The 24,720-nt window shown below is 65.7% G+C and carries 22 protein-coding genes; 4 read left to right on the top strand and 18 right to left on the bottom strand.

What is annotated here, in order from left to right:
- Positions 1–22 precede the first annotated feature (22 nt).
- The gene (locus ACZ5YA_RS31620) at positions 23–973 is read left to right on the top strand and encodes a tripartite tricarboxylate transporter substrate-binding protein (protein WP_251877245.1); all 951 of its coding nucleotides are present in this window, start codon (positions 23–25) and stop codon (positions 971–973) included.
- 3 nt (positions 974–976) lie between these two features.
- Here the strand turns inward: ACZ5YA_RS31620 and ACZ5YA_RS31615 are convergent, their stop codons facing one another.
- Complete coding sequence (locus ACZ5YA_RS31615) at positions 977–1,951, bottom strand: sigma-54 interaction domain-containing protein (protein WP_464091704.1); 975 nt, start codon at positions 1,949–1,951, stop codon at positions 977–979.
- A gap of 13 nt (positions 1,952–1,964) precedes the next feature.
- Positions 1,965–2,510 (bottom strand): oligoribonuclease, encoded by a 546-nt coding sequence (orn, locus tag ACZ5YA_RS31610; RefSeq protein WP_042792554.1) that lies wholly within the window; start codon positions 2,508–2,510, stop codon positions 1,965–1,967.
- A 63-nt stretch (positions 2,511–2,573) separates the two neighbouring features.
- Between orn and ACZ5YA_RS31605 the strand changes: the two genes are divergently transcribed.
- Together ACZ5YA_RS31605 and rsgA are read left to right on the top strand one after the other, a co-directional pair.
- Complete coding sequence (locus ACZ5YA_RS31605) at positions 2,574–3,824, top strand: M48 family metallopeptidase (protein ID WP_059379308.1); 1,251 nt, start codon at positions 2,574–2,576, stop codon at positions 3,822–3,824.
- Positions 3,821–4,726, top strand: a complete 906-nt coding sequence (gene rsgA, locus ACZ5YA_RS31600) for a ribosome small subunit-dependent GTPase A (RefSeq protein ID WP_280016355.1) — start codon at positions 3,821–3,823, stop codon at positions 4,724–4,726. The genes ACZ5YA_RS31605 and rsgA overlap by 4 nt, the downstream gene beginning before the upstream one ends.
- A 140-nt stretch (positions 4,727–4,866) precedes the next feature.
- Here the strand turns inward: rsgA and ACZ5YA_RS31595 are convergent, their stop codons facing one another.
- Both ACZ5YA_RS31595 and rplS read right to left on the bottom strand, forming a co-directional pair.
- Positions 4,867–5,598, bottom strand: a complete 732-nt coding sequence (locus tag ACZ5YA_RS31595) for a CoA pyrophosphatase (RefSeq protein WP_059379310.1) — start codon at positions 5,596–5,598, stop codon at positions 4,867–4,869.
- A gap of 135 nt (positions 5,599–5,733) precedes the next feature.
- Positions 5,734–6,114 (bottom strand): 50S ribosomal protein L19, encoded by a 381-nt coding sequence (rplS, locus tag ACZ5YA_RS31590; RefSeq protein WP_006218237.1) that lies wholly within the window; start codon positions 6,112–6,114, stop codon positions 5,734–5,736.
- Between the two features lie 294 nt (positions 6,115–6,408).
- Between rplS and ACZ5YA_RS31585 the strand changes: the two genes are divergently transcribed.
- Positions 6,409–7,281: a DMT family transporter gene (locus ACZ5YA_RS31585; RefSeq protein ID WP_059379311.1), complete on the top strand. Its 873-nt coding sequence runs from the start codon at positions 6,409–6,411 to the stop codon at positions 7,279–7,281.
- A gap of 92 nt (positions 7,282–7,373) precedes the next feature.
- Here the strand turns inward: ACZ5YA_RS31585 and ACZ5YA_RS31580 are convergent, their stop codons facing one another.
- The 14 genes from ACZ5YA_RS31580 to aspT (ACZ5YA_RS31515) all read right to left on the bottom strand — a co-directional run bounded on the left by ACZ5YA_RS31580 (position 7,374) and on the right by aspT (ACZ5YA_RS31515) (position 24,698).
- Entirely contained in the window at positions 7,374–7,835 is a 462-nt protein-coding gene (locus ACZ5YA_RS31580; protein WP_059379312.1) for a hypothetical protein, read from the bottom strand.
- A gap of 73 nt (positions 7,836–7,908) precedes the next feature.
- Positions 7,909–9,255 carry a PA0069 family radical SAM protein gene (locus ACZ5YA_RS31575; RefSeq protein WP_464091703.1) on the bottom strand — a complete coding sequence of 449 codons (1,347 nt, stop codon included), beginning with the start codon at positions 9,253–9,255 and terminating at the stop codon, positions 7,909–7,911.
- Positions 9,256–9,467: 212 nt separating this feature from the next.
- Positions 9,468–10,766: a sulfate adenylyltransferase subunit 1 gene (locus ACZ5YA_RS31570; protein ID WP_306633585.1), complete on the bottom strand. Its 1,299-nt coding sequence runs from the start codon at positions 10,764–10,766 to the stop codon at positions 9,468–9,470.
- Positions 10,767–10,807: 41 nt separating this feature from the next.
- Complete coding sequence (gene cysD, locus ACZ5YA_RS31565; protein WP_059379315.1) at positions 10,808–11,716, bottom strand: sulfate adenylyltransferase subunit CysD; 909 nt, start codon at positions 11,714–11,716, stop codon at positions 10,808–10,810.
- A 41-nt stretch (positions 11,717–11,757) separates the two neighbouring features.
- Positions 11,758–12,501 (bottom strand): phosphoadenylyl-sulfate reductase, encoded by a 744-nt coding sequence (locus ACZ5YA_RS31560; RefSeq protein ID WP_464091702.1) that lies wholly within the window; start codon positions 12,499–12,501, stop codon positions 11,758–11,760.
- Complete coding sequence (locus tag ACZ5YA_RS31555) at positions 12,498–13,562, bottom strand: sulfate/molybdate ABC transporter ATP-binding protein (protein WP_464091701.1); 1,065 nt, start codon at positions 13,560–13,562, stop codon at positions 12,498–12,500. Before ACZ5YA_RS31555 ends, ACZ5YA_RS31560 begins: the two co-directional genes overlap by 4 nt.
- A 25-nt stretch (positions 13,563–13,587) precedes the next feature.
- Entirely contained in the window at positions 13,588–14,487 is a 900-nt protein-coding gene (gene cysW, locus ACZ5YA_RS31550; protein ID WP_464091700.1) for a sulfate ABC transporter permease subunit CysW, read from the bottom strand.
- Entirely contained in the window at positions 14,484–15,374 is an 891-nt protein-coding gene (cysT, locus tag ACZ5YA_RS31545; RefSeq protein WP_059379319.1) for a sulfate ABC transporter permease subunit CysT, read from the bottom strand. Before cysT ends, cysW begins: the two co-directional genes overlap by 4 nt.
- A 24-nt stretch (positions 15,375–15,398) precedes the next feature.
- Positions 15,399–16,379, bottom strand: coding sequence for a sulfate ABC transporter substrate-binding protein (locus tag ACZ5YA_RS31540; RefSeq protein WP_223283434.1), 981 nt, complete (start codon positions 16,377–16,379; stop codon positions 15,399–15,401).
- 270 nt (positions 16,380–16,649) lie between these two features.
- On the bottom strand, positions 16,650–17,291 hold the full coding sequence (locus ACZ5YA_RS31535) for a peroxiredoxin (protein WP_042792543.1): 642 nt from the start codon (positions 17,289–17,291) through the stop codon (positions 16,650–16,652).
- A 149-nt stretch (positions 17,292–17,440) separates the two neighbouring features.
- Complete coding sequence (locus tag ACZ5YA_RS31530; protein ID WP_464091699.1) at positions 17,441–19,264, bottom strand: acyl-CoA dehydrogenase; 1,824 nt, start codon at positions 19,262–19,264, stop codon at positions 17,441–17,443.
- Positions 19,265–19,343: 79 nt separating this feature from the next.
- Positions 19,344–21,044, bottom strand: coding sequence for an aspartate-alanine antiporter (gene aspT / locus ACZ5YA_RS31525; protein ID WP_118933405.1), 1,701 nt, complete (start codon positions 21,042–21,044; stop codon positions 19,344–19,346).
- Between the two features lie 37 nt (positions 21,045–21,081).
- Positions 21,082–22,902 carry a bifunctional aspartate transaminase/aspartate 4-decarboxylase gene (locus tag ACZ5YA_RS31520; RefSeq protein WP_059379323.1) on the bottom strand — a complete coding sequence of 607 codons (1,821 nt, stop codon included), beginning with the start codon at positions 22,900–22,902 and terminating at the stop codon, positions 21,082–21,084.
- A 104-nt stretch (positions 22,903–23,006) separates the two neighbouring features.
- A complete protein-coding gene (aspT, locus tag ACZ5YA_RS31515; RefSeq protein ID WP_251877259.1) occupies positions 23,007–24,698 on the bottom strand; it encodes an aspartate-alanine antiporter in 1,692 nt (563 codons plus the stop codon).
- Positions 24,699–24,720: the final 22 nt, after the last annotated feature.

The raw sequence follows: 24,720 nt of genomic DNA, 5'->3' as shown, positions 1-24,720 counted from the left end.
AGAATCGATCATGAAAGCGCTAATGCAAACAACGTTGTTCCTGGCGGCATCCCTGCTGGCCGGCGCGGCAGCGGCCCAGACGGAAGTGCCCAAGCAGGTCAAGATCGTAGTGCCGTTCACCGCCGGCGCCAGCAATGACGCGATCGCCCGCGCGATCGCGCCGCAACTCGCGGCCCGCCTCGGCAACACGGTGATCGTGGAAAACCGCGGCGGCGCGGCCGGCGCGATCGGTTCCGAGTACGTGGCCCGCTCGGCCAAGGACGGCTCGGTGCTGCTCCTGACCTCGTCGACCTTCCTGACCACCGCCGCCACCCAGCCGCACCTGCCCTACGACCCGCTGAAGCAGTTCGCGCCGGTGGCGATGATAGGACAGGGTCCGCTGGTCATCGCCGCCTCGGCGCAGACACCCTACACCTCGTTGAAGCAGCTGCTGGAAGCGGCGCGCAGCAAGCCGGGCGCCCTGAACTACGGCAGCGCCGGCGTCGGCTCGCTGGCGCACCTGGCCACCGTCATGCTGGACGACGCCGCGGGTACGGACATGACCCACGTCCCCTACAAGGGCGCGGCCAACGCCGCCTCCGACCTGGCCGGCGGGCTGATCCACGTCATGCTGTCCAACTACAGCACGCTGGCCCCCGTGGTGCAGGGCAAGAAGGTCAAGCTGCTGGCCACCACGGCGCAAGCGCCCTCAGCGGCGTTCCCCGACCTGCCGCCGGCCGCGCAGGCGCTGCCGGGGTATTCGGTGCAGATCTGGGTGGGCGTGTTCGCGCCAGCGGGCACGCCGCAGCCTTATATCGACAAGCTCAACGCCGCGCTCGTCGAGATTTCGGCGTCGCCCGAAATGAAGGCCTTGCTGGATCTGGACGGCACCGTGCCGTCGCGCATGGACAGCGCCGAATTCGGCACGCGCGTGCGCGAGGAACTGGCCCTGTGGCAAGGCATTGCGCGCAAGCACAACATCAGCGCGGAATAGCTTTTAACCGTCCAGCCCCAGTTTGAGCATCTGGTGGCGCAGGGCGTGCCGCGTGAGTCCCAGGGACTCGGCGGCGCGCCCCAGGTTGCCGTCCTGGGCCTGCAAGGCCGCGCGGATCAGGCCGCGCTGGAACTGCGCGGACAGTTCGGCATAGGTGCCGGCAGCGGCAGGCGAAGCCGCCGGCGCGGGCTTGCCGGCTTCGCGCAGGATGCGCTGCGGCAGGTGCCGCGCCAGCACCGTGTCGCCGTCTTCCAGGATGCAGATCCGTTCCAGCAGATTGCCGAGTTCGCGCACATTGCCGGGCCAGGCGTAGGCCTTGAAAATGCGCCGCACCTCGGGATCGATGACGGTAAAACGGCTGCCGTGGGTGGCGTTGTAGCGTTCCAGGAAACGCTGCGCCAGCACGATGACGTCATCGCCGCGCTCGCGCAGCGGCGGCAGGTTGATCGACACCACCTGCAGGCGGTAATACAGGTCGTCGCGAAAGCGGCCGGCCTGCACTTCCCCCAGCAGGATCTTGTTGGTGGCGGCGATGAAACGCGCATCGACCGAAACCTCCTGGACCGCGCCGATGCGCCGGAAGCGCCGGCTGTCCAGCAAGGTCAGGATCTTGGCCTGCATGACCGGATCCAGCTCGCGGATCTCGTCCAGGAACACGCTGCCGCCGTTGGCGGCTTCGAGCAGCCCGGTCTTGCGCGCCACCGCCCCGGTGAACGCACCGCGTTCATGGCCAAACAATTCGGATTCGAGCAGGTTGCCCGGGATGGCGGCGCAGTTGATCTCGGTATAGCCCTTGGCCGCGCGCGCCGACTGCGCATGCAGGTTGCGCGCTACCAGCCCCTTGCCCGTGCCGGTTTCGCCGTAGATGAGAACGATGCTGGCCTTGCTGCGCGCGACCCGGCCGACCAGATCGCGCAGCACCGCCATCGACGGGTGCTCCCCGATGAGCGGCTCGCAGGCGGACGGGACGGCAGGCATGGCGAAAGACCGTTTACACCTTCAGGAAGTGTTCGCGGTAGTACTTGAGCTCGTCGATCGATTCGTAGATGTCAGCCAGCGCTTCGTGGCGGCTCTTCTTCTCGAATCCCTTGTAGACGGCCGGCGCCCAGCGGCGCGCCAGTTCCTTCAGCGTGCTCACGTCCAGGTTGCGGTAATGGAAGAACTGCTCCAGGCGCGGCATGTAAGCAAACATGAAGCGGCGGTCCTGGCTGATGGTGTTGCCGCAAAGCGGCGACTTGCCTGCCGGCACGTGCTGCGCCAGAAACGCCAGCAGCGTATCCTCGGCCTGCGCCTCGGAAATCGTCGACGCCTTGACCTTGTCGATCAGGCCGCTCTTGCCGTGGGTGGATTTGTTCCAGCTGTCCATGGCGTCGAGCAGGCTGTCGGGCTGGTGCACCACCAGCACGGGGCCTTCGGCCACGACGGTCAGGTCGGGTTCCGTCACCACCACGGCGACTTCGATGATGCGTTCTTTCTCAGGGTCCAGGCCGGTCATTTCCATGTCCAGCCAAACCAGGCGGTTTTCGTTCACAGCCATATAATTTGCCTATAAAACGTGCGATTTTCGCACATACCTACACTTGAGCACGCCACATCGCCCATGTTCACACTGCTGTTCGTTGCCTTCCTGCTGACCGATATCGCCGTGCGCCTGTGGCTGGCTACGCGCCAGATCCGCCACGTCGCGCGCAACCGCGACCAGGTGCCGTCTGAATTCTCCCACCGTATCGGCTTGGCCAGCCATCAGCGCGCGGCGGATTACACGGTGGCGCGGGTCAAGCTGGGCATGCTGGAACGCACCTACGACGCCATCCTGCTGGTGTGCCTGACGCTGATGGGCGGGCTGCAGCTCATCGACCTGATGGTGGCCCAGCTTACCAGCAACGACTTCCTGCGCCAGATGCTGCTGCTGGTCGTGGTGGCGCTGCTGCTGGGCCTGCTGGGCCTGCCTTTCACGCTGTGGCGGCAGTTCAAGCTGGAAGCGCGCTTCGGCTTCAACCGCATGACGCCCGGCCTGTTCATCGCCGACGCCGTCAAGGGCCTGCTGGTCGCGGCGGTGCTGGGCCTGCCGCTGGCGGCCGCGGTGCTATGGCTGATGGGCAGCGCGGGCGCCTACTGGTGGGTGTGGGCCTGGGCGCTATGGACCGCGTTCAACCTGGCGCTTCTGATCGTCTACCCGATGTTCATCGCTCCGCTCTTCAATAAATTCACGCCGCTATCCGATCCGGAACTGGCCGGCCGCATCCAGCGCCTGGCCCAGCGCTGCGGCTTCGCGCTCAACGGCCTGTTCGTGATGGACGGCTCGCGCCGCTCGGCCCACGGCAATGCCTATTTCACGGGCTTCGGCCGCTCGCGCCGCATCGTGTTCTTCGACACCCTGCTGGCGCGCCTGAACGGCGACGAGATCGAAGCCGTGCTGGCGCATGAACTCGGTCACTTCGCCAAGCGCCACATCATCAAGCGCATCGTCTTCAGCTTCGCCGCCGCGCTGGCGTTCTTCGCCATCCTGGGCTGGATCTCGCAACAGCCCTGGTTCTACGTGGGACTGGGCGTCATGCCGCAGCTGGGCGGGCGCAACGACGCCATGGCGCTGCTGCTGTTCTTCCTGGTCATCCCCGTCTTCACTTTCATGCTCACGCCCGTGGCCAGCTGGTACTCGCGCCGCGACGAGTTCGAAGCGGACCGCTACGCGGCCGAACAGAGCTCGCCGGAACGCCTGGTGTCCGCGCTGGTCAAACTTTACGACGACAACGCCGCCACCTTGACTCCCGACCCCGTGCACTCCGCCTTCTACGACAGCCATCCCCCCGCCGCCGTGCGCATCCGCCACCTGACGGCGGCCGCTGCATGACCGCGCCGCCCAACGAAGGCCGCATCATCGCCGCCCACGGGCGCCACTACACGGTGGAGCTCGCCGACGGCACGCTGCGCAAGTGCTTCCCGCGCGGCAAGAAGGCAGGCGCCGCCGTGGGCGACCGCGTGCGCATCACGCCCCAGGGCAAGGACGAAGGCGCCATCGACGCCATCCTGCCGCGGCGCAATCTGCTGTACCGCTCGGACGAAATGCGTTCCAAGCAGTTCGCCTCCAACGTCGACCAGTTGCTGATCGTCGTCGCCGTGCAGCCGACGTTTTCGGATGACCTGACCGGGCGCGCCCTGGCCGGCGCCTGGAGCGCGGACATCGCGCCCATCATCATCCTCAACAAGACCGACCTGTCCGACGAACTGCCAGCGGCGCGCGCGCGGCTGGCGCCGATTGCCGCGCTGGGTGTGGACGTGATCGAACTCAGCGCGCTGGAGCCCGAGAAAGTGCATACGCTGCTGGCGCCGCGCCTGGCCGGGCACACCAGCCTGCTGCTGGGCCAGAGCGGCATGGGCAAGTCCACGCTGCTCAACGCCCTGGTGCCGGACGCCGCCGCCCCCACCCGCGAACACTCCACGGCGCTGGACATGGGCAAGCACACCACCACCAGCACGCGGCTTTATCACCTGCCCGCTCCCGGCGGCGACCTGATCGACTCCCCGGGCTTCCAGGCCTTCGGCCTGCAGCACCTGAGCCGCGAGGACATCATCCGCGGCTTCCCGGAGTTCACCAAACCCATCGAACAGTGCCGTTTCTACAACTGCACCCACCGCCAGGAGCCTGGCTGCGGCGTGGTCGCGGCCCTGCAGGCGGGCGCGATCGACCCGGCGCGCTATGCCTTGTACCAGCGCATCCTGGAAGAGAACCTGGCGGGGCAACAACGCTACTAGCGTCTTGCCCCCTCGGCACTTGCGCCGGTGCCCGACGCTGACGTCTCCGAACGGTCCCGCAATGAATACGGCCCCTGTACGGGGCCGTATTCATTGACGGCGCGAACCAGAAACCCGACAAGGCCGGCGCGCAACAAGGATCAACGGGGCGTGAAGCCGTGGCGCAGCAGATGGTAGAGGTTGCGCAACATGCCGGCGGTCGCACCCCAGATGAAATGCTTGCCGTAAGGCATGCCGTAGTACTGGCGCACCCGGCCGTCGTCCAGACGGGCTTCGTACAGCCTGTGATTGGCGGGGTCCATCAGGAAGGACAGCGGCACCTCGAACACTTCCGCCACCTCGAAGGCATCGGGGGCCAGGTCAAAGCCCGGACGCACCAGCGACACCACCGGAACGATGGAGAATCCCGTCGCCGTCAGATACGGCGGCATGCTGCCCAGCACTTCGACGTGGTTGGCGGGCAACCCGGTTTCTTCCTGCGCTTCACGCAAGGCCGCGGCCTCGGGCGTGGAATCGCTGGTTTCGATGCGCCCGCCCGGAAAGCTGATCTGGCCGGCATGGTCATGCAGGTGGGCGGCGCGCTGCGTCAGCATGATGTGGACGCCGTTGTCGCGCGTCACCAGCGGAATCAGCACCGCCGCCGGCACGGGCACGCCTTCGCGGCCCGGATAGCGCAGGTCGGTGTCGCGCGACAGCTCCAGCGTCCAGGTGGACGGCTGGCTGAGCGTGCCCCGCAACGAATCCGGGGTCAACAGGCTGGCGGGCACGGCCGGCAAGGACGCGTTGGCGACCACCCAGGGTTGCGTCGCCGGATCGAAGCCGGGACGCGCCAGCGGCCGCCGGGGCCGCGGAGAAGACGAGGAATCAGACATACGGCTCTGCAAAAGGCTCTGCAAAAAGAAAAAGGCACCCTCGCAGGTGCCTTTTTAACCCGGAAACCCGTGCCGAACGAAAACGCTGGATGGCGTGAGCGTCCGACACTGGTAGGGCCGTGTGCCGATAAGCGATCAAGCCGCCGAGGCTTGCTTGCTGACCAGCTTTTCCTTGATACGCGCCGACTTGCCCGAGCGGTTGCGCAGGTAGTACAGCTTGGCGCGGCGCACGTCGCCGCGGCGCTTGACTTCGATGCCGGCGATTTGCGGCGAGTACAGCTGGAACGTACGTTCCACGGCTTCACCCGACGAAATCTTGCGCACGGTGAACGCGGAGTTCAGGCCGCGGTTGCGCTTGGCGATCACGACGCCTTCGAAAGCCTGCACGCGCTTGCGGGTGCCTTCAACGACGTTCACGCTCACGATGACGGTGTCACCAGGAGCAAATTCAGGCTTGGCTTGACCGCCGGTCAGGCGGGCAATTTCTTCCTGTTCCAGGATAGCGATAAGGTTCATGAGAACTCCTAGATCATCATGTCTTTGCGGACTAAAACTTTTGCCGTTCGATGTTGTTCACGCGATTTCTGCAGGACTGCGCAGTACGCAGCCCACATCCGTCGCGTGTTGCACGGGCCATGGCGGTAAGGCCAGCCCCCGTTGCATGTGCCGCAAGCAGAGGATGAGATTTGGCAAACCAATGATTCTACACCAAAAATCGCTCCAGGCATCAGGTAACATGGCCCCGGTTCTCGCGGTTTGGAGTACCCTTCCGTCTTCTGTAACAAACACGTCATCTGACGCTGTTCCCTCATGTCGTATTCGTCCCTGATATTGGTCGTCCTGGCGGCAATGGCCCACGCCACGTGGAATCTGCTCGCCAAGCGCGCGGCCATGGTGGGCGCTCCCTTTGTCTTCGCCTATGGCCTGTGCGCTTCCGTGCTGTACGCGCCCTGGGTCATCTGGGTGCTGATGCATGACGGCATGACCTGGACCTGGCCCGTGGTCGGCGCCATCCTGACTTCCAGCCTGTTGCATCTGGGCTACAGCCTGTGCCTGCAGCGCGGCTATCAGGTAGCCGACCTGTCGGTCGTCTACCCCATCGCCCGAGGTACCGGCCCGCTGCTGTCCACCACCGGCGCCTTTTTGCTGCTGGGCGAACCCGCCACCAGCACCGGCATCATCGGCATGCTTTGCGTGGTGGGCGGCGTGCTGCTGATCGCGACCCAGGGCCGCCTGGCCATTTTCAAGCAGGCCCAGGCCTGGGTCGGCGTGCGCTGGGGCGTGGTGATCGGCCTGTTCATCGCGGCCTATACCGTCGTCGACGCCTATGGCGTGAAAGTGTTGTTGATCAGCCCGGTGCTGTTCGACTGGTTTACCTGCGTGACCCGCACGACCATGATGGCCCCCCACATGCTGCGCCGCCGCCCCCAGGCCTGGGAGGCCATGCGCGGACACTGGCATCTGGCGTTGGCCGTGGGCCTGCTGTCGCCGTTGGGCTACATCCTGGTGCTGTATGCGCTGCGCAACGGCGCGCCGCTGAGCCTGGTCGCCCCTGCCCGGGAAATGTCGATGATGCTCGGCACCTTGGCCGGCATGTTCCTGCTGCGCGAAAAAGTCGGACCGGGCCGGCTGGCGGGTTGTATGGCCATCCTGGCGGGTGTCATTCTGCTCGGTTCAAGCTGACGAGCACCGCTCCTGGCCACTGCGGCTGGCGGGGCTGGCGCGCACCTACCGCTTACGCCCTGCCTGCCGGCTACCGCCGGGCATAGGGCCGCTCAGAATCCGGCGGCCGCGCCCAGCCACATCAGGCCGGGGATGATCGCCCCCCAGGCCAGCACCATCACCACATCGATCACCATGGCCTTCATGGTCACCTGCGCCGTTACGGGTTCCACCGTGGCGTTGCCCAGGCTGCGCTCGCGCGCGGCGGCAGGCGCGGCGGCAACCGCGGCCTCGACCGGTACGACCGGCGCTGCGGGCGCGGACATCGGCGCGGCGACTGCCGGACCAGCCAGCGCCCCGGCTTCGGCGGGCGCGGGCGGGAACGGCCAGCGAGCCGGGGCGGAACCGGGCCGCGTGCGGCGGCGCGGTTCGACATCGGCTGCGGACGTGTTCCAGGGCAGCGCCATGCCGGCGACCCTGGCGCACCAGGCGCGGGCGCGGTTCGTGCCGCGGCGCAGCGGGTTCAGGGTGACGACGAGTTCATCCGACAAGACGGAAATATCAGCGGTGTTCATGGGAACTCCTAGGAAAGACGGTCCAGCGCCAGGGCATAGCCCCCCGGCAGGCATGCGCGGCGGCAGCCGGCGGTCAATCGAACAATGACAACTGGCCTGCGGCCATGGCTTGCAACTGGCGCGCTACGCGCCCGTGCGCGCCGCCGGCTGCGGGCGATACGGCGGGAAAAGGGACCCCTGAAGACGCTTGCGCGCCAACCGGGGATAGGAAATCGGCAGCCTTCGCCGCGGCGGCGGCGGGAGGCAGGAAACGGTCGCAGTCCAGCGCCAGACGATGGCGGTTCAAGCCCAGCTTGCGCGTGGCGATGGTGAAGCGCTGGCGCAGCAGATCGGCCCAGACGCCGGTCCCGCGCATGCGCGACCCGAAATTGGGATCGTTGCGGCGGCCGTTGCGCAGGTCTTCGATGCGATGCAGGACGCGCTGGGCGCGGTCCGGGAAATGGGCATTGAGCCAGTCCTCGAACAAGGTCTTGACCTCCCAGGGCAGGCGCAGGACGGTGTAGCTGGCATAGTGCGCGCCGGCCGCCTTGGACTCCTGGAGGATGTGCTCCATGGACTCGTCGTTGATGAACGGGATGATGGGCGCCACCAGCACGCCCACCGGCACGCCGGCGTCGGTCAGGCTGCGTACCGCTTCCAGCCGGCGCCACGGTGCGGCGGCGCGCGGTTCCAGCGTGCGGGCCATGCCGGCGTCCAGTGTGGTGATGCTCATGTACACCACCACCAGCTTCTGCTCGGCCAGGGCGGCCAGCAGGTCCAGGTCGCGGGCGACCAGCGCGTTCTTGGTGACGATGGTGAGCGGATGGCGGGTTTCCAGCATCAGTTCGAGCAGGCCGCGGGTAAGCCGCCATTCGCGTTCGATGGGCTGGTAGGCGTCGGTGGCGGAACCGATGTTGATGGGAGACGGCTTGTAGCCTGGCCGCGCGAGTTCGGCGCGCAGGGCCTCTACCGCATTGGCCTTGGCCACCAGCCGGGTTTCGAAGTCCAGCCCGGGCGACAGGCCCAGGTAGGAATGGGTGGGCCGGGCGTAACAATAGACGCAGCCATGCTCGCAGCCGCGGTACGGATTTACCGCCACGTCGAAGGGAATGTCGGGCGAATCGTTGCGCGACAGCATCTTGCGCGCTTCTTCGGCGGTGACCGTGGTCTTGGGAGCGGGCGGCGCAATGCGCGCATCCGGCACGATGGGAATGACGCGGGCGGCTTGCTCGCCGGCGGCAGCTTCGGGGAAATTATCGGGGACGGAGTCTACGAAGTCGGCGGGCAGACCGGAGGAAGACCAGCCGTCGTCGACCTGCACGCGGTCATCGCGTTGAAAGCGATGCCGAACATTAGTAACCGCACCCCGACCGCGCAAGGCGGCGGGGGCGGCAGCCGGGGACCCAGAACCGGCGGGAAAAGAATGATCGGTGCGTGCCATGAAAACTACTGTACAAAAACACAGTGGTTTTGACAAGCACCAAAAGCCTTTTCGTAAGACAGCCCCACTTTACCGCAAGACGCCGGCGCCGTCCGGACAAATCGTTTTCACCAGGCGAGATCGCCTGGAAACCCGCACCAATACTGGATCTAGCAGAAAAACAACAGGTTCTGCGGGGGCAGGAAGCCCGTTGTTTTCCGGCCTCTTGCGAATTAGCGCAACATACCTGCCGCAGCGGTCTGATGCGTGGCTTCGTCGATCAGAATGAATGCGCCGGTCGCGGGCACATCGGCATAGCGATCGACCGCCAGCGACTCGCGCGTGGTGAGCGTGACGCGTCCGATATCGTTCATGCGCAGCGTGCCCTCGGTGTTCTCCACTTCCTGCAGTTCGTGGATGTCGCGATGCGACAGCACCGCGCGTATCTTCGCCGAGGTCAGGCGCGTGCCCGACTTCAGCAGATACTTGCGTGCGGGATTCAAGGCCTGCGCATCGAGCCAGCACAGCTCGGCTTCGAATTCGCGCGCGACCTGCGCAGGCGCCGACGCATGCACGATCACATCGCCGCGCGACACGTCCACGTCGCGGTCCAGCACCAGCGTGATCGAGTCGCCCGCCACCGCTTCATCCAGCGCGCGGTCGAAGGCGCGCACTTCGCTCACGACTGCCGTCACGCCCGAGGGTTGCACCGTGATCTCGTCGCCCGGCCGCAGCACGCCGCTTGCGACGCGGCCGGCATAGCCGCGGAAGTCATCCTTGCGGCTGCCGTCATGGCGTGCCACCCATTGCACCGGAAAGCGCAACGGCAAGGCGCGGCCATCGCTTGCCAGGTCCAGCGACTCCAGCAAGGCCAGCAAGGGCTGTCCTTCGTACCAGGGCGTTTGCGGCGACAGCGTGACGACGTTGTCGCCGTTGAGCGCCGACAGCGGCAGCGCGTCGAAGTGCTCGATGCCCAGCTTGCCCGCCAGGTCGGCGTAGGCCTCGCGGATGCGCTCGAACACCGTACGGTCCCAGTCCACCAGGTCCATCTTGTTGACCGCCACCACGATGTGACGGATGCCCAAGAGGCGCGCGATGGTGCTGTGGCGCTTGGTCTGCGGCAACAGCACGCCGTCGGCCGCGCGGGTGGCGTCGATCAGGATGACGGCCACGTCGGCGGTCGACGCGCCCGTGACCATGTTGCGCGTGTACTGCTCGTGGCCCGGCGCGTCGGCGATGATGAACTTGCGCGCGGGCGTCGAGAAATAGCGGTAGGCCACGTCGATGGTGATGCCCTGCTCGCGCTCGGCCTCCAGGCCGTCGGTCAGCAGCGAAAAGTCGATGCCGTCGCCCGCCACGCGCTTGTGCTTGGCGCGCGAGATCGCGTCCAGCTGGTCGGCGAACACGCCTTTGCTGTCGTACAGCAGGCGGCCGATCAGCGTCGATTTGCCGTCGTCCACCGAGCCTGCGGTAATCAGGCGCAGCACGCCCGTGTCGGCGCCGGAAAGAAAAGAATCATTGAGTGCGTTCATGTGCGTTCCTGGTCGCCGGCGAATGCCGGCGTGTCATGCGATCAGAAATAGCCTTCTTTCTTGCGGCGCTCCATCGAGGCCTCGGAAGTCTGGTCGTCCATGCGCGTGGCGCCGCGCTCGGTAATGTCGGTCACCGCGGTTTCGGCAATGATGGCCCGGGTGTCGGCGGCATCCGACGCCACTGGGCAGGTGCAGGAGATGTCGCCCACCGTGCGAAACCGAACCTGCAGGCGTTCGACCTGTTCGCCATCCTGCGGCGGGGTCAGCCGCGTGACCGGCACCAGCAGGCCCTTGCGGCGCACGACCTCGCGCTGGTGGCTGTAGTAGATCGACGGCAGCGCCAGCTGCTCGCGCTGGATGTACTGCCAGACGTCCAGCTCGGTCCAATTCGAGATCGGGAACACGCGCATGTTCTCGCCGCGATGCACGCGGGTATTGAACAGGTTCCAGAGTTCCGGGCGCTGCGCCTTCGGATCCCATTGGCCGAACTCGTCGCGGAACGAGAAGATGCGTTCCTTGGCGCGGGCCTTTTCCTCGTCGCGGCGCGCTCCGCCGATGCAGGCGTCAAAGCCGAATTCCTCGATCGCCTCCAGCAGCGTCACCGCCTGGGCGGCATTGCGCGAGTCGGTCTCGCGGCGCAGCACCACGCTGCCGCGCGCGATGGAGTCCTCGACGCTGCGCACGATCAGGGTCTCGCCCAGCTCGGCCGCGCGCGCATCGCGGAAGGCGATCACTTCGTCGAAGTTGTGGCCGGTATCGATGTGCATCAGCGGGAACGGAAAACGCCCCGGCCGGAAGGCCTTCTCGGCCAGGCGCAACAGCACCACGGAGTCCTTGCCGCCCGAGAACAGCAACACGGGCTTCTCGCTTTCGGCGGCCACCTCGCGCAGGATGAATATTGCTTCCGATTCCAGCCAATCCAGGTGGCTGCGTTGGATCACTGCAGACATATGCACTTCCCCTAAAACAGATTTCGAATTCGTGGGCCGCATCAATCGGCGCGCGCCGCGATGCTGATGACCCGGTTGCCCGCATGCAGGCCGCATTCCTTGGAATCCGACGACTCCCACCACCAGCGCCCTGCCCGCAGGTCTTCGCCGGGACGGATGGCTCGGGTACAGGGTTCGCAGCCGATGGACGGGTAGCCCTGGTCGTGCAACGGGTTGTATGGAATGCCCAGCGCGCGGATGGCGGACCAGACCTCGCCTTCGCTCCATTCGGCCAGCGGATTGAACTTGTAGAGGCCGAAAGCCTGGTCCTCTTCTTCCAGCGGCAGTTCGCCCCGGGTGGTGGATTGCGCCCGCCGCTGCCCTGTGATCCAGGCGCCGCGTCCGGCCAGCGCGCGCTTGAGCGGCTCGACCTTGCGGATCTGGCAACAGGCCTTGCGCAGTTCCACGCTTTCATAGAACGCGTAGGCGCCATGTTCGGCGACGTGCTGCTCGACCGCGGCCGCCACCGGCCGGTACACAGTGACCTCGCGGCCGTAGCGTTCGCGCACGGCGTCCAGCACGCCCAGCGTTTCGGCGTGCAGCCGGCCCGTGTCCAGCGTGAAGACTTCCAGGTCGAGGCTGGCACTGTAGATGGCGTGCGTCAATAGCATGTCCTCGGCCGCCAGCGAGGACGCCAGCGCCGCGTCCGGGTAGCGCCGCTGCACATCGGCCAGGCGCTCGCCCAGATCGCGCCAGCGCGCGGCCAGGCCCGGTTCGAGTTCAGGCAAAAGATCGGTAGTGCTCATGATTGCGTCGCGAAAATGCGCGCCCGCCGCGGACGCGCCAACAGTATTTCGCCATCGCGCAGGCCCAGTTCCCGGTACAGCGACTCGGGCACCTCGGCTTCGATGATGGCGTCGGAATCCTCGCTGGCCAGCTCCAGATAGGCGCTGGGACCCGCAAGAAAGGCGTGCGCCAGGCGCACGGGGATGCCGTCCGCGCCGGCGCGATAGCGTTCGACCTCGAACTCGTGCGGCCGCACATAGGCGGTGGCGCGTTGCGCTTCGGCCTGCGCCAGCTCCGGCGCGGGCAAGGACAGGCCGGCGCCGTTCCAGATGCCGCGCGTGGCAAAGCCCTGCAACTGGTTGACGTCGCCCAGGAAGCCGTAGACGAAGGGCGTGACCGGCTCTTCCCAGACCTCGCGCGGCGTGCCGACCTGCTCGATGCGGCCCGAGTTCATCAGCACCACGCGATCCGACACTTCCAGCGCTTCTTCCTGGTCATGGGTGACGAAGACGCTGGCCACGTTCAGCTCGTCATGCAGGCGGCGCAGCCAGCGCCGCAATTCCTTGCGCACCTTGGCGTCCAGCGCGCCGAAGGGCTCGTCCAGCAGCAGCACCCGCGGCTCCACGGCCAGCGCGCGCGCCAGGGCGATACGCTGGCGCTGGCCGCCGGAGAGTTGCGCGGGATAGCGGTCCGCCAGCCAGTCCAGCTGCACCAGTCCCAGCAGGTCATGCACCTTGCGCTGGATCACGTCCTCCGAAGGACGTTGCGAACGGTGCTTGACGCGCAGGCCGAAGGCCACGTTCTCGAACACCGTCATGTGCTTGAACAGCGCGTAGTGCTGGAACACGAAACCAACCTGGCGCTGGCGCACGTCCACCGCGGTGGCGTCTTCGCCCGCGAACAGCACGCTGCCGGAATCGGCCGACTCCAGCCCCGCGATGATGCGCAGCAGCGTGGTCTTGCCGCAGCCCGACGGACCCAGCAGCGCGACCAGCTCGCCCGTCTCGATATGCAGCGAGACGTCGTTCAGCGCGCGGAACTGGCCGAAGCGCTTGGATAGATTGCGGACTTCGATGCTCATGCTTATCTCCTGTCAGGCCGCCGCGTCAGGCCAGCGCCGGCTTGATGGCGGCCGGCTGGCCGGGATACTCGACCGGCAGGTCGGCGGCCTGTTGAAAGCGCGCGTTGCGCCACTCGACGATGTTCTTGGCCACCAGCGTCACCAGCGCCAGCAGGGCCAGCAACGACGCCACGGCGAACGCCGCGGAATACTGGTACTCGTTGTAGAGAATCTCGACGTGCAGGGTCATGGTGTTGGTCAGGCCGCGGATCTGCCCGGACACCACCGACACCGCGCCGAACTCGCCCATGGCCCGCGCGTTGCACAGGATGGCGCCGTACAGCAGGCCCCACTTGATGTTCGGCAGCGTGACGCGCCAGAAGATCTGCCAGCCGTTGGCGCCCAGGGTCAGCGCGGCTTGCTCTTCTTCGCTGCCCTGCGCCTGCATCAGCGGGATCAGCTCGCGCGCCACGAACGGAAAGGTCACGAAGAGCGAGGCCAGCACAATGCCCGGCACCGCGTAGACGATCTTGATGTCGTGCGCCTGCAGCCAGCCGCCGAACCAGCCCTGTGTGCCGAACAGCAGCACGAATACCAGGCCGGCCACCACCGGCGACACCGAGAACGGCAGGTCGATCAAGGTGATCAGGAACTGCTTGCCGCGGAACTGGAACTTGGTGATCGCCCAGGCCGCGGCGACGCCAAACACCAGGTTCACCGGCAGCGCAATGGCCGCCACCAGCAGCGTCAGGCGGATGGCGGACAGCGCGTCCGGTTCGACGATGGCGTCCAGGTACAACTGCCAGCCCTTCTTGAAGGCTTCGGCAAATACCGCCGTCAGCGGCACCAGCAGGAACAGCGCCAGGAATCCCAGCGCGATGAAGAGCAGCACGCCGCGCACCCAGCGCGGCTCGGTCAGATGGGCGGGACGGTCCGCGGCGCTCATGCGAGCCTCCCGAGGTTGCGGCGGGCCTGCCAGCCCTGCAGCAGATTGATGACGAGCAACAGCGCGAAGGACAGCACCAGCATCACCGTGGCGATGGCGGCGGCGCCCGCGTAGTCGAATTCCTCGAGCTTGGCGATGATCAGCAGCGGCGTGATCTCGGACACCATGGGCATATTGCCGGCGATGAACACCACCGAACCGTACTCGCCCACCGCGCGCGCAAACGCCAGCGCGAAGCCGGTCATCAAGGCCGGCATGATGATGGGCAGCAGCACCCGGCGTATGGTCTGCCAGCGGTTGGCGCCCAGGCTGGCCGCGGCCTCCTCGATTTCGCGCTCGACGTCTTCCAGCACCGGCTGCACCGTGCGCACCACGAACGGCACGCCGATGAAGATCAACGCGATCACGATGCCCAGCGGCGTGAACGCCACCTTCCAGCCGAACCAGTCGGCCAGCGGCCCGCCCAGCCAGCCCTTCTGCGAATACAGCGAGGTCAGCGCGATGCCCGCCACCGCCGTGGGCAGCGCGAACGGCAGATCCACCAGCGCATCCAGGATCTTCTTGCCCGGAAAGCGGTAGCGCACCAGCACCCAGGCCACCACCGTGCCGAACACCAGGTTCACCAGCGCCGCGATCAGCGACGCGCCAAAGGTCAGCTTGTACGAGGCCAGCACCCGCGGCGCGGTCACCGCATCCCAGAAGCCTTGCCAGCCCAGGCTCGCGCTCTTGATCGGCAAGGCCGCCAGCGGAATGAGCACGAGCACGCTGAGGTACAGCACCGCGTAACCCATCGAGATGCCGAATCCGGGCAGCACGCCCGGGCTGTTGCGCCGAAAGGCAAAAGGCGCTTGCGCGCCGTTTGCCGCCGGGTTCGAGGCTGTCGTCATGGCCGTCGTCCGATCATCAAGTGCTTATTTCTTTTGCGGCAGATAGATCTGGTCGAAGGTGCCGCCGTCGCTGAAGTGATCCTTCTGCGCCTTGCGCCAGCCGCCGAAGATCTTGTCGTCGATGGTCACGAGCTTGACCTTGGGAAACTTGCTTTCGTACCTGGCGGCCACGGTCTTGTCGATGGGCCGGTAGTAGTTCTTGGCAATGATTTCCTGCGCGGCGGGCGTGTAGAGGAATTCTAGATATGCCTGCGCCGCCGCACGGGTGCCCTTCTTGTCCACGACCTTGTCGACCACGGCCACCGGCGGCTCGGCCAGGATGGACAGAGACGGCACCACGATGTCGAACTTGTCCGGACCCAGCTCTTCCAGCGCCAGGAAAGCCTCGTTTTCCCAGGCCAGCAGCACGTCACCCACGCCGCGCTCCACGAAGGTGGTGGTGGCGCCGCGCGCGCCGGTGTCCAGCACCGGCACGTGCTTGAGCAGGTCGCCCACGAAGGCGCGCGCCTTTTCCTCGCTGCCGCCGTTCTTCTCCAGCGCATAGGCCCAGGCAGCCAGGTAGTTCCAGCGCGCCCCGCCCGAGGTCTTGGGGTTGGGCGTGATGACCTGCACGCCGTCCTTGACCAGGTCGTCCCAGTCCTTGATCTGCTTGGGGTTGCCCTTGCGCACCAGGAACACGATGGTGGAGGTATACGGCGAGCTGTTCTGCGGCAGGCGAGCCTGCCAATCGGCCGGCAGCAGTCCGCGGTCGGCGACCGCGTCGATGTCATAGGCCAGCGCCAGCGTCACCACGTCGGCTTCCAGCCCGTCGATGACGGAGCGCGCCTGACGGCCCGAACCGCCGTGCGATTGGCGGATGGTCAGGTCGACGTTGGCCTTTTCCTTGTATTGCTTGATGAACGCATCGTCGATGGCGCGATACAGCTCGCGGGTCGGGTCATATGAGACATTCAGGAGCGTCTGCTTCTGCTGTGCCTGCGCCGGCGCAATCGCGGCAAACGACATCGTCACTGCGGCCAAGGCGGCCAACCAACCGGCTTTCCTGAAAGACATCCCATGCTCCCTGTGTTCGGCAATGTGGGAGCAAGTGTGCTGGCTGGGCGTTCTGAACGGAACGAATCATTATTTGGTTGCTCATCGCTCGCAGGCATATAGGACCAGCGTCCCAACAATGGAAATCTCCCTTGCCCCCAGGCGCGCCCAATGAAAAACCGCCGCCTCCCCAAGGGGCAGGCGGCGGTTGCGAAGAGGGTCCAGCCCCTTCGATTGCCGAATTTACTTATTCGGCTGAGGCGTAATGCGCAGATAGGGACGCACGGCCTTGTAGCCCTTCGGGAATTTCTGCTTGATCACGGCCTCGTCCTGCAAGGACGGAACAATGATCACGTCGTCGCCATCTTCCCAGTTCACCGGCGTGGCCACGCTGTGGCTGTCGGTCAGCTGCAGGGAGTCGATGACGCGCAGGATCTCGTTGAAGTTGCGGCCGGTGCTGGCCGGATACGTGATGGTCAGGCGCACCTTCTTGTTGGGGTCGATGATGAACACCGAGCGCACGGTCAGCGTGGCGTTGGCGTTCGGATGGATCATGTCGTAGAGCTCGGACACCTTGCGGTCCTTGTCGGCCAGGATCGGGAAGTTGACCTTGGTGGACTGCGTGTCGTTGATGTCCTCGATCCACTTGGTATGCGAATCGGTGCCGTCCACGGACAGCGCCAGCACCTTCACGTTGCGCTTGGCGAATTCGTCGGCCAGCTTGGCGGTGTAGCCCAGTTCGGTGGTGCAGACGGGCGTGAAATCGGCCGGGTGCGAGAAAAGTACACCCCAGCTGTTGCCCAGATACTCATGGAAGCGGATCGGCCCTGCCGAAGATTCCTGTTCGAAATCAGGGGCGGTGTCGCCCAGGCGTAGATGACTCATGGTGTCTCCTGTGTGCGGATGCAGGTGGGGGGGCTGGCCGCCCGTCGCTGCGGGCGGCGCAGGAAAAGCGTTTCATGGCGCAGGCCAGCGCCTGTGAAACGATTCTTCCATCAAACCTGTAGCTGGGGAAATACGCAAGTCATATAACCTTATGCAATATTCAAGCTGGCGCCGCAGGCGTCCGCCACCACCCCGGCCCGCACCGCGGCCGACAAGGCCAGCGCGCGCGGCAGGATGTGGGCGCCATAGAACAATCCGGTCGCCAGCTTGGCCCGGTAGAACGGATCGGTGAATCCGGCCGCCAGGTGGCGCCGGCAGGCCAGCACGGCGCGCGCCATCTGCCAGCCGCCGTGCACCACGCCGGCCAGCATCAGATAGGGCACGCTGCTGGCGTAGACCGCCCTGATGTTGGTCGGCGATTGCTCCAGGATGAAAGCCACGCCGGCCTCGTAGGCCTGGATGGCGCTGTCCAGGTTGTCGCGCAGCAGGCGCAGTCCCTCGCGATCGTCCGCCGACGCACGAGTGGCCTCGTTCTCCACCGCGCGCAGCGTCTCCCGCATCGCCGCGATCGCGGCATGGGCGGTGGCGCCGCCGTCGCGCTGGGTCTTGCGGCTGACCAGATCATTGGCCTGGATCGCGGTCGTGCCTTCGTAGATGGGCAGGATGCGCGCATCGCGGTAGTACTGCGCGGCCCCGGTTTCCTCGATGTAGCCCATGCCGCCGTGCACCTGCAGGCCCAGGGACGCGACCTCGACCGCGGTCTCGGTCGAGAACCCTTTGACGATGGGCACCATGTATTCGTAGAAAGCCCGGTTGCGCGAGCGCTGCTCGGGATCGGGATGATGCGTGCCCTTGTCGTGCGCGGCCGCGGTCACGTAGGACACGGCGCGCGCCGCCTCGGTCAGCGCCTTCATGGTCATCAGCATGCGCTGCACGTCCGGATGGCGCACGATGGCCACGGGGCCGGGCGACCCTTCCACGGCGCGGCCCTGCACGCGCTCGCGCGCATAGGCCAGGGCATGCTGGCAGGCGCGTTCGGACACGCCTATGCCCTGTTGCCCCACCGAATAGCGGGCGGCATTCATCATGATGAACATGTACTCCAGGCCGCGGTTCTGCTCGCCGACCAGATAGCCGATGGCTCCCTCGCCCACCTCGCCCTTGCCCGAGCCGTACATGAGCACGGCGGTGGGACTGCCATGGATGCCCAGCTTGTGCTCCAGCGATGCGCACCAGACGTCGTTGCGCCTGCCCAGTGTGCCGTCGGCCTGCACCAGGAACTTGGGCACGATGAAAAGCGAAATCCCCTTCACGCCCGCCGGCGCGTCCGGCGTACGCGCCAGCACCAGGTGGATGATGTTCTCGGCCAGGTCATGGTCGCCATAAGTGATGAAGATCTTCTGGCCCGTCAGCCGGTAGCTGCCGTCTTCCTGCTTCACCGCCCGCGTCGCGACTTGGGCCAGGTCCGAACCGGCCTGCGGTTCGGTCAGGTTCATCGTGCCAGTCCACTTGCCGCCGATCAGCTGCGGCACGTATTGCTTGCGCTGCGCGTCCGACCCGACCGTCAGCAAGGCCTCGATCACGCCGTCCGTCAGCATGGGGCACAAGGAAAACGCCAGGCTGGCCGCCTGGATGTTCTCGCCCGGCGCCGCCGCGACCAGCTTGGGCAGGCCCTGCCCGCCCCACTCCACCGGATGCTGCAGGCCCTGCCAGCCGCCCGCGGCGTAATCCTTGAATCCCTGCGCGTAGCCCGGGGTAGTGGTGACGCTACCGTCGTTCCAGACCGGCGGCTGCGTATCGCCTGGCACGTTCAATGGCGCCACGGCCTGCTCGACGAAGCGGCCGTTCTCTTCCAGGATGGCATCCACCAGATCCGGCGTGACTTCTTCGAAGCCGGGCAGTTTCAGGACGTCATCAAGCCCTGCCAGCTTCAAGGCAAAGCGGAAGTCCTGCAGCGGGGTTACGTAGGGCATGGTGTCTCCGTGGGTAGGCCGTCTTCATATTGTTTGGCCTATCTTAAACCCTATGCCCGCCAGGGTCTCTCGACGCCCCCTAGTTCAGATGATGCGCCAGCGACACGATGATCGGACCCAGCACCGGCAGCAGCACGTTGGCGATGGCGTACGTCACCGTGTAGCCAAGTAGCGGCACTGAACTGCCGCTGGAGGTCAGGATGGCGCTGATGGCCGGTGTGCTGACGTGCTGACCGGCGATGGCGCCGACCAGCAAGGGACCTTCGATCTTCAGGATCTTGTGGCCCAGCCACAGCGACAGGCAGGCAGGCCCCAACGACACCAGCAGGCCGATGAGCGGCAGCACCGCGCCATGCTCGCGGATCAGCGCGATGGCTTCCGGCCCCGCCGACAAGCCCACGCAAGCCACGAACACCGCCAGCCCCAGATCCTTCAGCAACTGCACGGCATGGTCCGGCATGTGGCCTATCGAGGGCCGCTTGGCGTTGATCCAGCCGCAGACCAGGCCGCTGACCAGCGCCCCGCCGCCGCTGCCCAGCGACACGGGGATGCCCCAGAGCCGCGCGCTCAGGCTGCCGATCAGCAAGCCGGCCAGAATGCCGAAAGCCAGGAACACCAGATCGGTCACGCCGCTGCGCCGCAACTCGTTGCCCAGCGCCGCGCCGGCCTGGGACAGTTCGGGCTCGGCGCCGACCAGCGTCACCAGGTCGCCATACTGCACCACGGTGGCTGGCGTGATCGGCAAAGAATGGCCGGAGCGTACGATGGACTGCAGGAACACGCCGCGCGCGCGTTGGGCGTTGGGCCGCTTCGCCAGTTCGCCTACGGTATGGCCGTTGACGGTCTTCTTGCTGACGATGACGGCCAGCTCGCTCAGCTGCAAGTCGTCGGCGTGCGCCTCCGGCAGCTGGATTTCGGGTCCGATGACGGAACCCGCGCGCAGCGCGAAGCGCCGCAGGCCCAGCACCACCACGATGTCGCCCGTGGCCAGCGTGTCACCGGGCGTGGCGTCGACTGCCTCGCCATTGCGCAGGATGCGGCTGATGACCGTGCGTCCGCCCAGCGCGGCCTCCACTTCAGCCACGCTTTTGCCATCCGCGTCCTTGACCACGTGCGACCGTCCCACCAGCCGCGGCAAGGTGGGCATGTTCGATTCTTCGCCTTCGCCGGCCGCCACGCCGAGCTTTTCCTCCAGCGCCTTGGAGGCTTCGCGCAGATTCATGCGCAGCAGCGCCGGGGCGATCTGGCTGGTGAAGAACACGATGCTGATCAAGCCGACCAGATAAGTCAGCGTATAGGCCGTGGCGATGTTGGCTTCCATGCGCTGGACCTCGGCGTCCGCCAGGCCCAGGTGCTTGAGCGCCTCGGCAGCCGTCCCGACCACGGCCGATTCAGTCGCCGCGCCTGCCGCAAGACCCGCCGCCGTTCCCGCATCCAGGCCGAACAGCGGCACCGCGGTCAGCACGATCGCCAGCACCAGCAAGGCTTCGATCAGCGGCAGCGCGATATAGCGCAGGCTGGAGCGGTTCAGGTTGGCGAAGAACTGCGGCCCGCCCGAGTACCCCATCGCGAATATGAACAGGGCGAAGGCGACTTCCTTCAGGTCGCCGCGCATCTGGCAACCGGTCTGGCCGATCAGCAAGGCGACGATGAGTGTTCCGCACACTCCGCCCAGCTGGATCGGCCCGACTTTGAGCTTGCCGATCAGGTATCCCAAGCCCACCGTCACGAACAGCACTGCGATGGGAACGCTATTGAAAAACCCGACCGTGCAAGTCATGTCGTCATGTCGCCCTGGAGGTTGCTGCCCGGCCCGCCTACTTGCGCGCCGCGGCCTTCTTGGCGGATTTCGCCGCCGTGCCGGCCTTCTTCACCGCTTTCTTCACCGCCTTCTTGGCCGCCGCGGTCTTGCCTGCGCTGCGCTTGGCCGCGGATGCCTTCACCGTCTGGCCCTTACCGGCCTTCGGGCCCGAACGCACCAGCTCGCCAGCCTTCCAGGCCTCGACGTACTCGGTCGCGGCTTCGACCATGTGCTTGCCGATCTTGGCGTAGTCGCCGTCGTCCAGGTTCGCCAGCGACACGCGGATCGACCACGGCGGGCCGCCAAAGCCGCCGCCGTCCATCAGCACCACGCCGGATTTTTCCGCCAGGCGGAACAGGAAGTCGACCGGCTCGTAATTGGACATCATGTACTTGCAGAACGCGTCCCCGTACGTGATCTTGGCCCAGACCATGAAATCCAGCTCGACGTAGTACCAGGCGCGCATCGGATCTTCGGGCGGCATGGGTATGCCCAGACCGCGCCACAAGGCATCGCGGCGCGCACGTACGATCTTCATCGTCAGGTGCTTGTAGGAGTCCTTCAGGTCCATCAGGTGCGACAGCGCGAAGAACCCCATCTGCACCTGCTGCGGCAAGGACAGGCCCGCGGTGTGGTTCAGCGCGACGTTGCGGCTGTCGGCCACCAGCCGGTCGATGAACTTGAGCTTTTCGGGCTCCATCGTCATGGCGCCGTAGCGCTTGTTCAGGCGCTGTTTCCAGGACGCGGGCAGCTCGGCAATGCGGCGGTCCATGGTGTTCTTTTCATGGGTCGCGATCACGCCCAGGCGCCATCCCGTGCAGCCGAAGTTCTTCGAGAACGAGTACACGCATATGGTGTTGTGCGGCACTTCGGCCATCAGCGAGCGGAAGTTCGGCACGAAGGTGCCGTACACGTCGTCCGTCACCAGCACCAGATCCGGGTTCTTGCGGATGAGGCGCACGATCTGCTTCATCTCGACCGGGCTGAACGCCACCGACGGCGGATTGCTGGGGTTGACCGTGACCGCCAGCTTGATCTTGGGATTTTCCAGCTTGGCGATTTCAGACGCCGGATAGTGCCAATCATGGGTGCCGTCGGCCCGCAGGCTGCTGGCGTTGATCGGCACGATCTTGAACTGGAAGCGCTCCAGATGCGAGATCTCGATATAGGGCGTGAAGGTCGGCAGGAACAGCGCGATGGTGTCGCCCTGCTTGAGCAGGCCGTTCTGCATCAGCGAATCGAAAATGTAGCACATGGCCGCCGTGCCGCCTTCGACCGGGAACAGGTCGAACTTGCCCTTGGGCGGACGGCCGTCGCACATTTCCTTGATCAGGTAATCGTGCACGATCTGTTCAAGATGGACCAGCGCGCGCGGCGGCACGGGATAGTTGTCGCCGATGATGCTGTCCGTCAGCTCATGGACCCACGCGTCGGGGTCGAAACCCTTGACCTTGACGCCATACTCCAGCACGCCGACCAGGAAATCGTAGCCGTCCATGCCTTTGTGCTTGGCCAGGAACTTGCGCATCCGGTCGGCGCAGCCCTTCTTGGCCGGCATGCCTGCCAGGATGGATTCGTCGCGCACGCGGCGCGCTTCCTTCATTGCGAACTGGCCCATCAGGAAGAAGGCGTCGCGCGGTTCGGTGGCGATCCAGTTCGGGTTGCCGCGGCCCGCGTTCAACATGGTGATGGCGGCGGTGTGCTGGTTGTCCTTGGCCAGCGTGATCAGATAGTCCTTGAGTTCAAACGGAGAAAGCTGTTCGAGGTCGCGCTGGCGCGAGCGGGTGGTTTTCAAGGCCGAAGCCAGGCTGACGGTAAGAGGCGTGGTGGAAGCCATTGTTCAGTACTCCTGGTTTGCATGGTGACAGGCGCTGGACGTCGCCGGCCGGGCCGGCGCGCTTGCAAAACGCCCCGCAAGCACGGGGCTTGCGGGGCGTTTTGCTAGGACATGAGCATGACGATGACAATCCCCCAAATGATGAGCAGGGTATTGCCGATGGCGTAAGGAACCGTGTAGCCCAGGGCGGGCACCTGGCTCTTTGCCGTTTCGGTGATCTGGCCGATGGCCGCGGTGGTGGTCCGGGCTCCGGCGCAGACTCCCAATGCAATGGCGGGATGGAACTTGAATACATACCGCGCAATGTATACGCCCACGATCATCGGCACGCTGGTGGCGATGATGCCCGCGATGAAGAGCTTGGCGCCCAGTTGCTGGAAGCCCAGCACGAATCCCGGTCCTGACGATATGCCCACGACCGCAACGAATGTCGTCAGCCCCACCGATGTCAGGAACCAGTGCACCGGTTCCGGCACCCGGCCGAAGGTCGGATGCACCGAGCGCAGATAGCCGAAGATCAGGCCGGAAATCAGCGCGCCGCCGGAGGTCGACAAGGTGACGGGAACGCCGCCCACGGTCAGCACCAGCGAGCCGAACAGGCCGCCGAGCAGGATGCCGAAACCGACGAAGACCATGTCGGTCTGGCTGGTGGCGCGGTCGACGTAGCCCAGCTTGCCCACCACGCGCTCGACGTCGCGCTTGGCGCCCAGCACGAACAGGCGGTCGCCGCGGTCCAGCTTCAGCCCCCAGTTGATCGGCATGTCGTGGCCGCCGCGCACGACCTTGCGCAGGAACACGCCGCGGCCCAGTTCGCGGCCGACTTCGCTGTCCGCGATTTCCTTGATGGTCTTGCCGGCAATGTTCTTATTGGTCAGCACGACCTCGACGACCTCGGCGGGCATGCTGATGAGGTCGCGGTCCTCGACCTCGGTGCCGATGATGCCGGCGGCCTGGGTGACCAGCGCGTCATGCCGGCCGGTAATGCCTAACACGTCGCCCTGCTGCAACACCGTCTTGCCATCGCTGTCGATGACCTGGTCGCCGCGCCGGATGCGCTCCACGAACACGCGGGCCTCGACGAAGCGGGACTCCAGCTCTCCCACCGTCTTGCCGGCGAACTCGGCGTTGTCCAGCTTGTAGGCGCGCGCGGTGAACTTGCGATAACCGGACAGCTCCATCGAGTCGGCGCCGCCGGACATCTTGGCTTCGTATTCCTGGCACTCCTTGACGATGTCCACGCGCATCAGCTTCGGCCCCAGCGAGGCCAGCAGCCAGGCGCTTCCGACCGTGCCGAAGATGTAGCAGACCGCGTAGGCGACAGGAATGCTGTCGATCCATTTCTTTTTGGTGGCTGCGTCTATGCCCAGGCCGTTGATGGTGTCCGTCGCCACGCCCATGACCGCAGAAATGGTTTGGGCTCCGGACAACAAGCCTGCGCCAGTGCCGGCATCGAAGCCGAAGCCTACGGCTGTCGCCCATGTCACCAGCAGGCAGATCACGCACAGAATGACGGCGAAGATGACCTGCGGAAGGCCATCGCTTTTCATACCCCGGAAGAACTGCGGTCCGACGCCGTAACCCAGACCGAAGAGAAAGAGCAGGAAGAAGACCTGCTTGAGGACGGGAGCGATCGTGATATTGAGCTGCCCCACCAGCACGCCTACCAGCAGCGTTCCGGTCACGGCTCCCAGATTGAATCCGAAAATCTTCTTGGCGCCTATCCAGTACCCGAGACCGAGGGTAAGGAATATCGCAAGTTCCGGATATTTTCGCAGAGTGTCAAAGAACCATTCCATCCCGAATCTCCTTCGTTCTGTA

The sequence above is a fragment of the Achromobacter sp. JCM 18799 genome, assembly GCF_055395645.1.
This window is presented reverse-complemented; position numbering and strand designations above follow the sequence as displayed.

Coding starts and splice junctions, on each gene's coding strand:
- ACZ5YA_RS31620 (WP_251877245.1), top strand. CDS start 23: ATGCAAACAACGTTGTTCCTGGCGGCATCCCTGCTGGCCGGCGCGGCA.
- ACZ5YA_RS31535 (WP_042792543.1), bottom strand. CDS start 17,291: ATGAGTCATCTACGCCTGGGCGACACCGCCCCTGATTTCGAACAGGAA.
- aspT (WP_251877259.1), bottom strand. CDS start 24,698: ATGGAATGGTTCTTTGACACTCTGCGAAAATATCCGGAACTTGCGATA.
- aspT (WP_118933405.1), bottom strand. CDS start 21,044: ATGACTTGCACGGTCGGGTTTTTCAATAGCGTTCCCATCGCAGTGCTG.
- cysW (WP_464091700.1), bottom strand. CDS start 14,487: ATGAGCGCCGCGGACCGTCCCGCCCATCTGACCGAGCCGCGCTGGGTG.
- rplS (WP_006218237.1), bottom strand. CDS start 6,114: ATGAACCTTATCGCTATCCTGGAACAGGAAGAAATTGCCCGCCTGACC.
- rsgA (WP_280016355.1), top strand. CDS start 3,821: ATGACCGCGCCGCCCAACGAAGGCCGCATCATCGCCGCCCACGGGCGC.
- ACZ5YA_RS31560 (WP_464091702.1), bottom strand. CDS start 12,501: ATGAGCACTACCGATCTTTTGCCTGAACTCGAACCGGGCCTGGCCGCG.
- ACZ5YA_RS31585 (WP_059379311.1), top strand. CDS start 6,409: ATGTCGTATTCGTCCCTGATATTGGTCGTCCTGGCGGCAATGGCCCAC.
- ACZ5YA_RS31595 (WP_059379310.1), bottom strand. CDS start 5,598: ATGTCTGATTCCTCGTCTTCTCCGCGGCCCCGGCGGCCGCTGGCGCGT.
- ACZ5YA_RS31570 (WP_306633585.1), bottom strand. CDS start 10,766: ATGAACGCACTCAATGATTCTTTTCTTTCCGGCGCCGACACGGGCGTG.
- ACZ5YA_RS31530 (WP_464091699.1), bottom strand. CDS start 19,264: ATGCCCTACGTAACCCCGCTGCAGGACTTCCGCTTTGCCTTGAAGCTG.
- ACZ5YA_RS31615 (WP_464091704.1), bottom strand. CDS start 1,951: ATGCCTGCCGTCCCGTCCGCCTGCGAGCCGCTCATCGGGGAGCACCCG.
- ACZ5YA_RS31580 (WP_059379312.1), bottom strand. CDS start 7,835: ATGAACACCGCTGATATTTCCGTCTTGTCGGATGAACTCGTCGTCACC.
- ACZ5YA_RS31520 (WP_059379323.1), bottom strand. CDS start 22,902: ATGGCTTCCACCACGCCTCTTACCGTCAGCCTGGCTTCGGCCTTGAAA.
- orn (WP_042792554.1), bottom strand. CDS start 2,510: ATGGCTGTGAACGAAAACCGCCTGGTTTGGCTGGACATGGAAATGACC.
- ACZ5YA_RS31555 (WP_464091701.1), bottom strand. CDS start 13,562: ATGAGCATCGAAGTCCGCAATCTATCCAAGCGCTTCGGCCAGTTCCGC.
- ACZ5YA_RS31540 (WP_223283434.1), bottom strand. CDS start 16,379: ATGTCGTTTGCCGCGATTGCGCCGGCGCAGGCACAGCAGAAGCAGACG.
- ACZ5YA_RS31575 (WP_464091703.1), bottom strand. CDS start 9,255: ATGGCACGCACCGATCATTCTTTTCCCGCCGGTTCTGGGTCCCCGGCT.
- cysT (WP_059379319.1), bottom strand. CDS start 15,374: ATGACGACAGCCTCGAACCCGGCGGCAAACGGCGCGCAAGCGCCTTTT.
- cysD (WP_059379315.1), bottom strand. CDS start 11,716: ATGTCTGCAGTGATCCAACGCAGCCACCTGGATTGGCTGGAATCGGAA.
- ACZ5YA_RS31605 (WP_059379308.1), top strand. CDS start 2,574: ATGTTCACACTGCTGTTCGTTGCCTTCCTGCTGACCGATATCGCCGTG.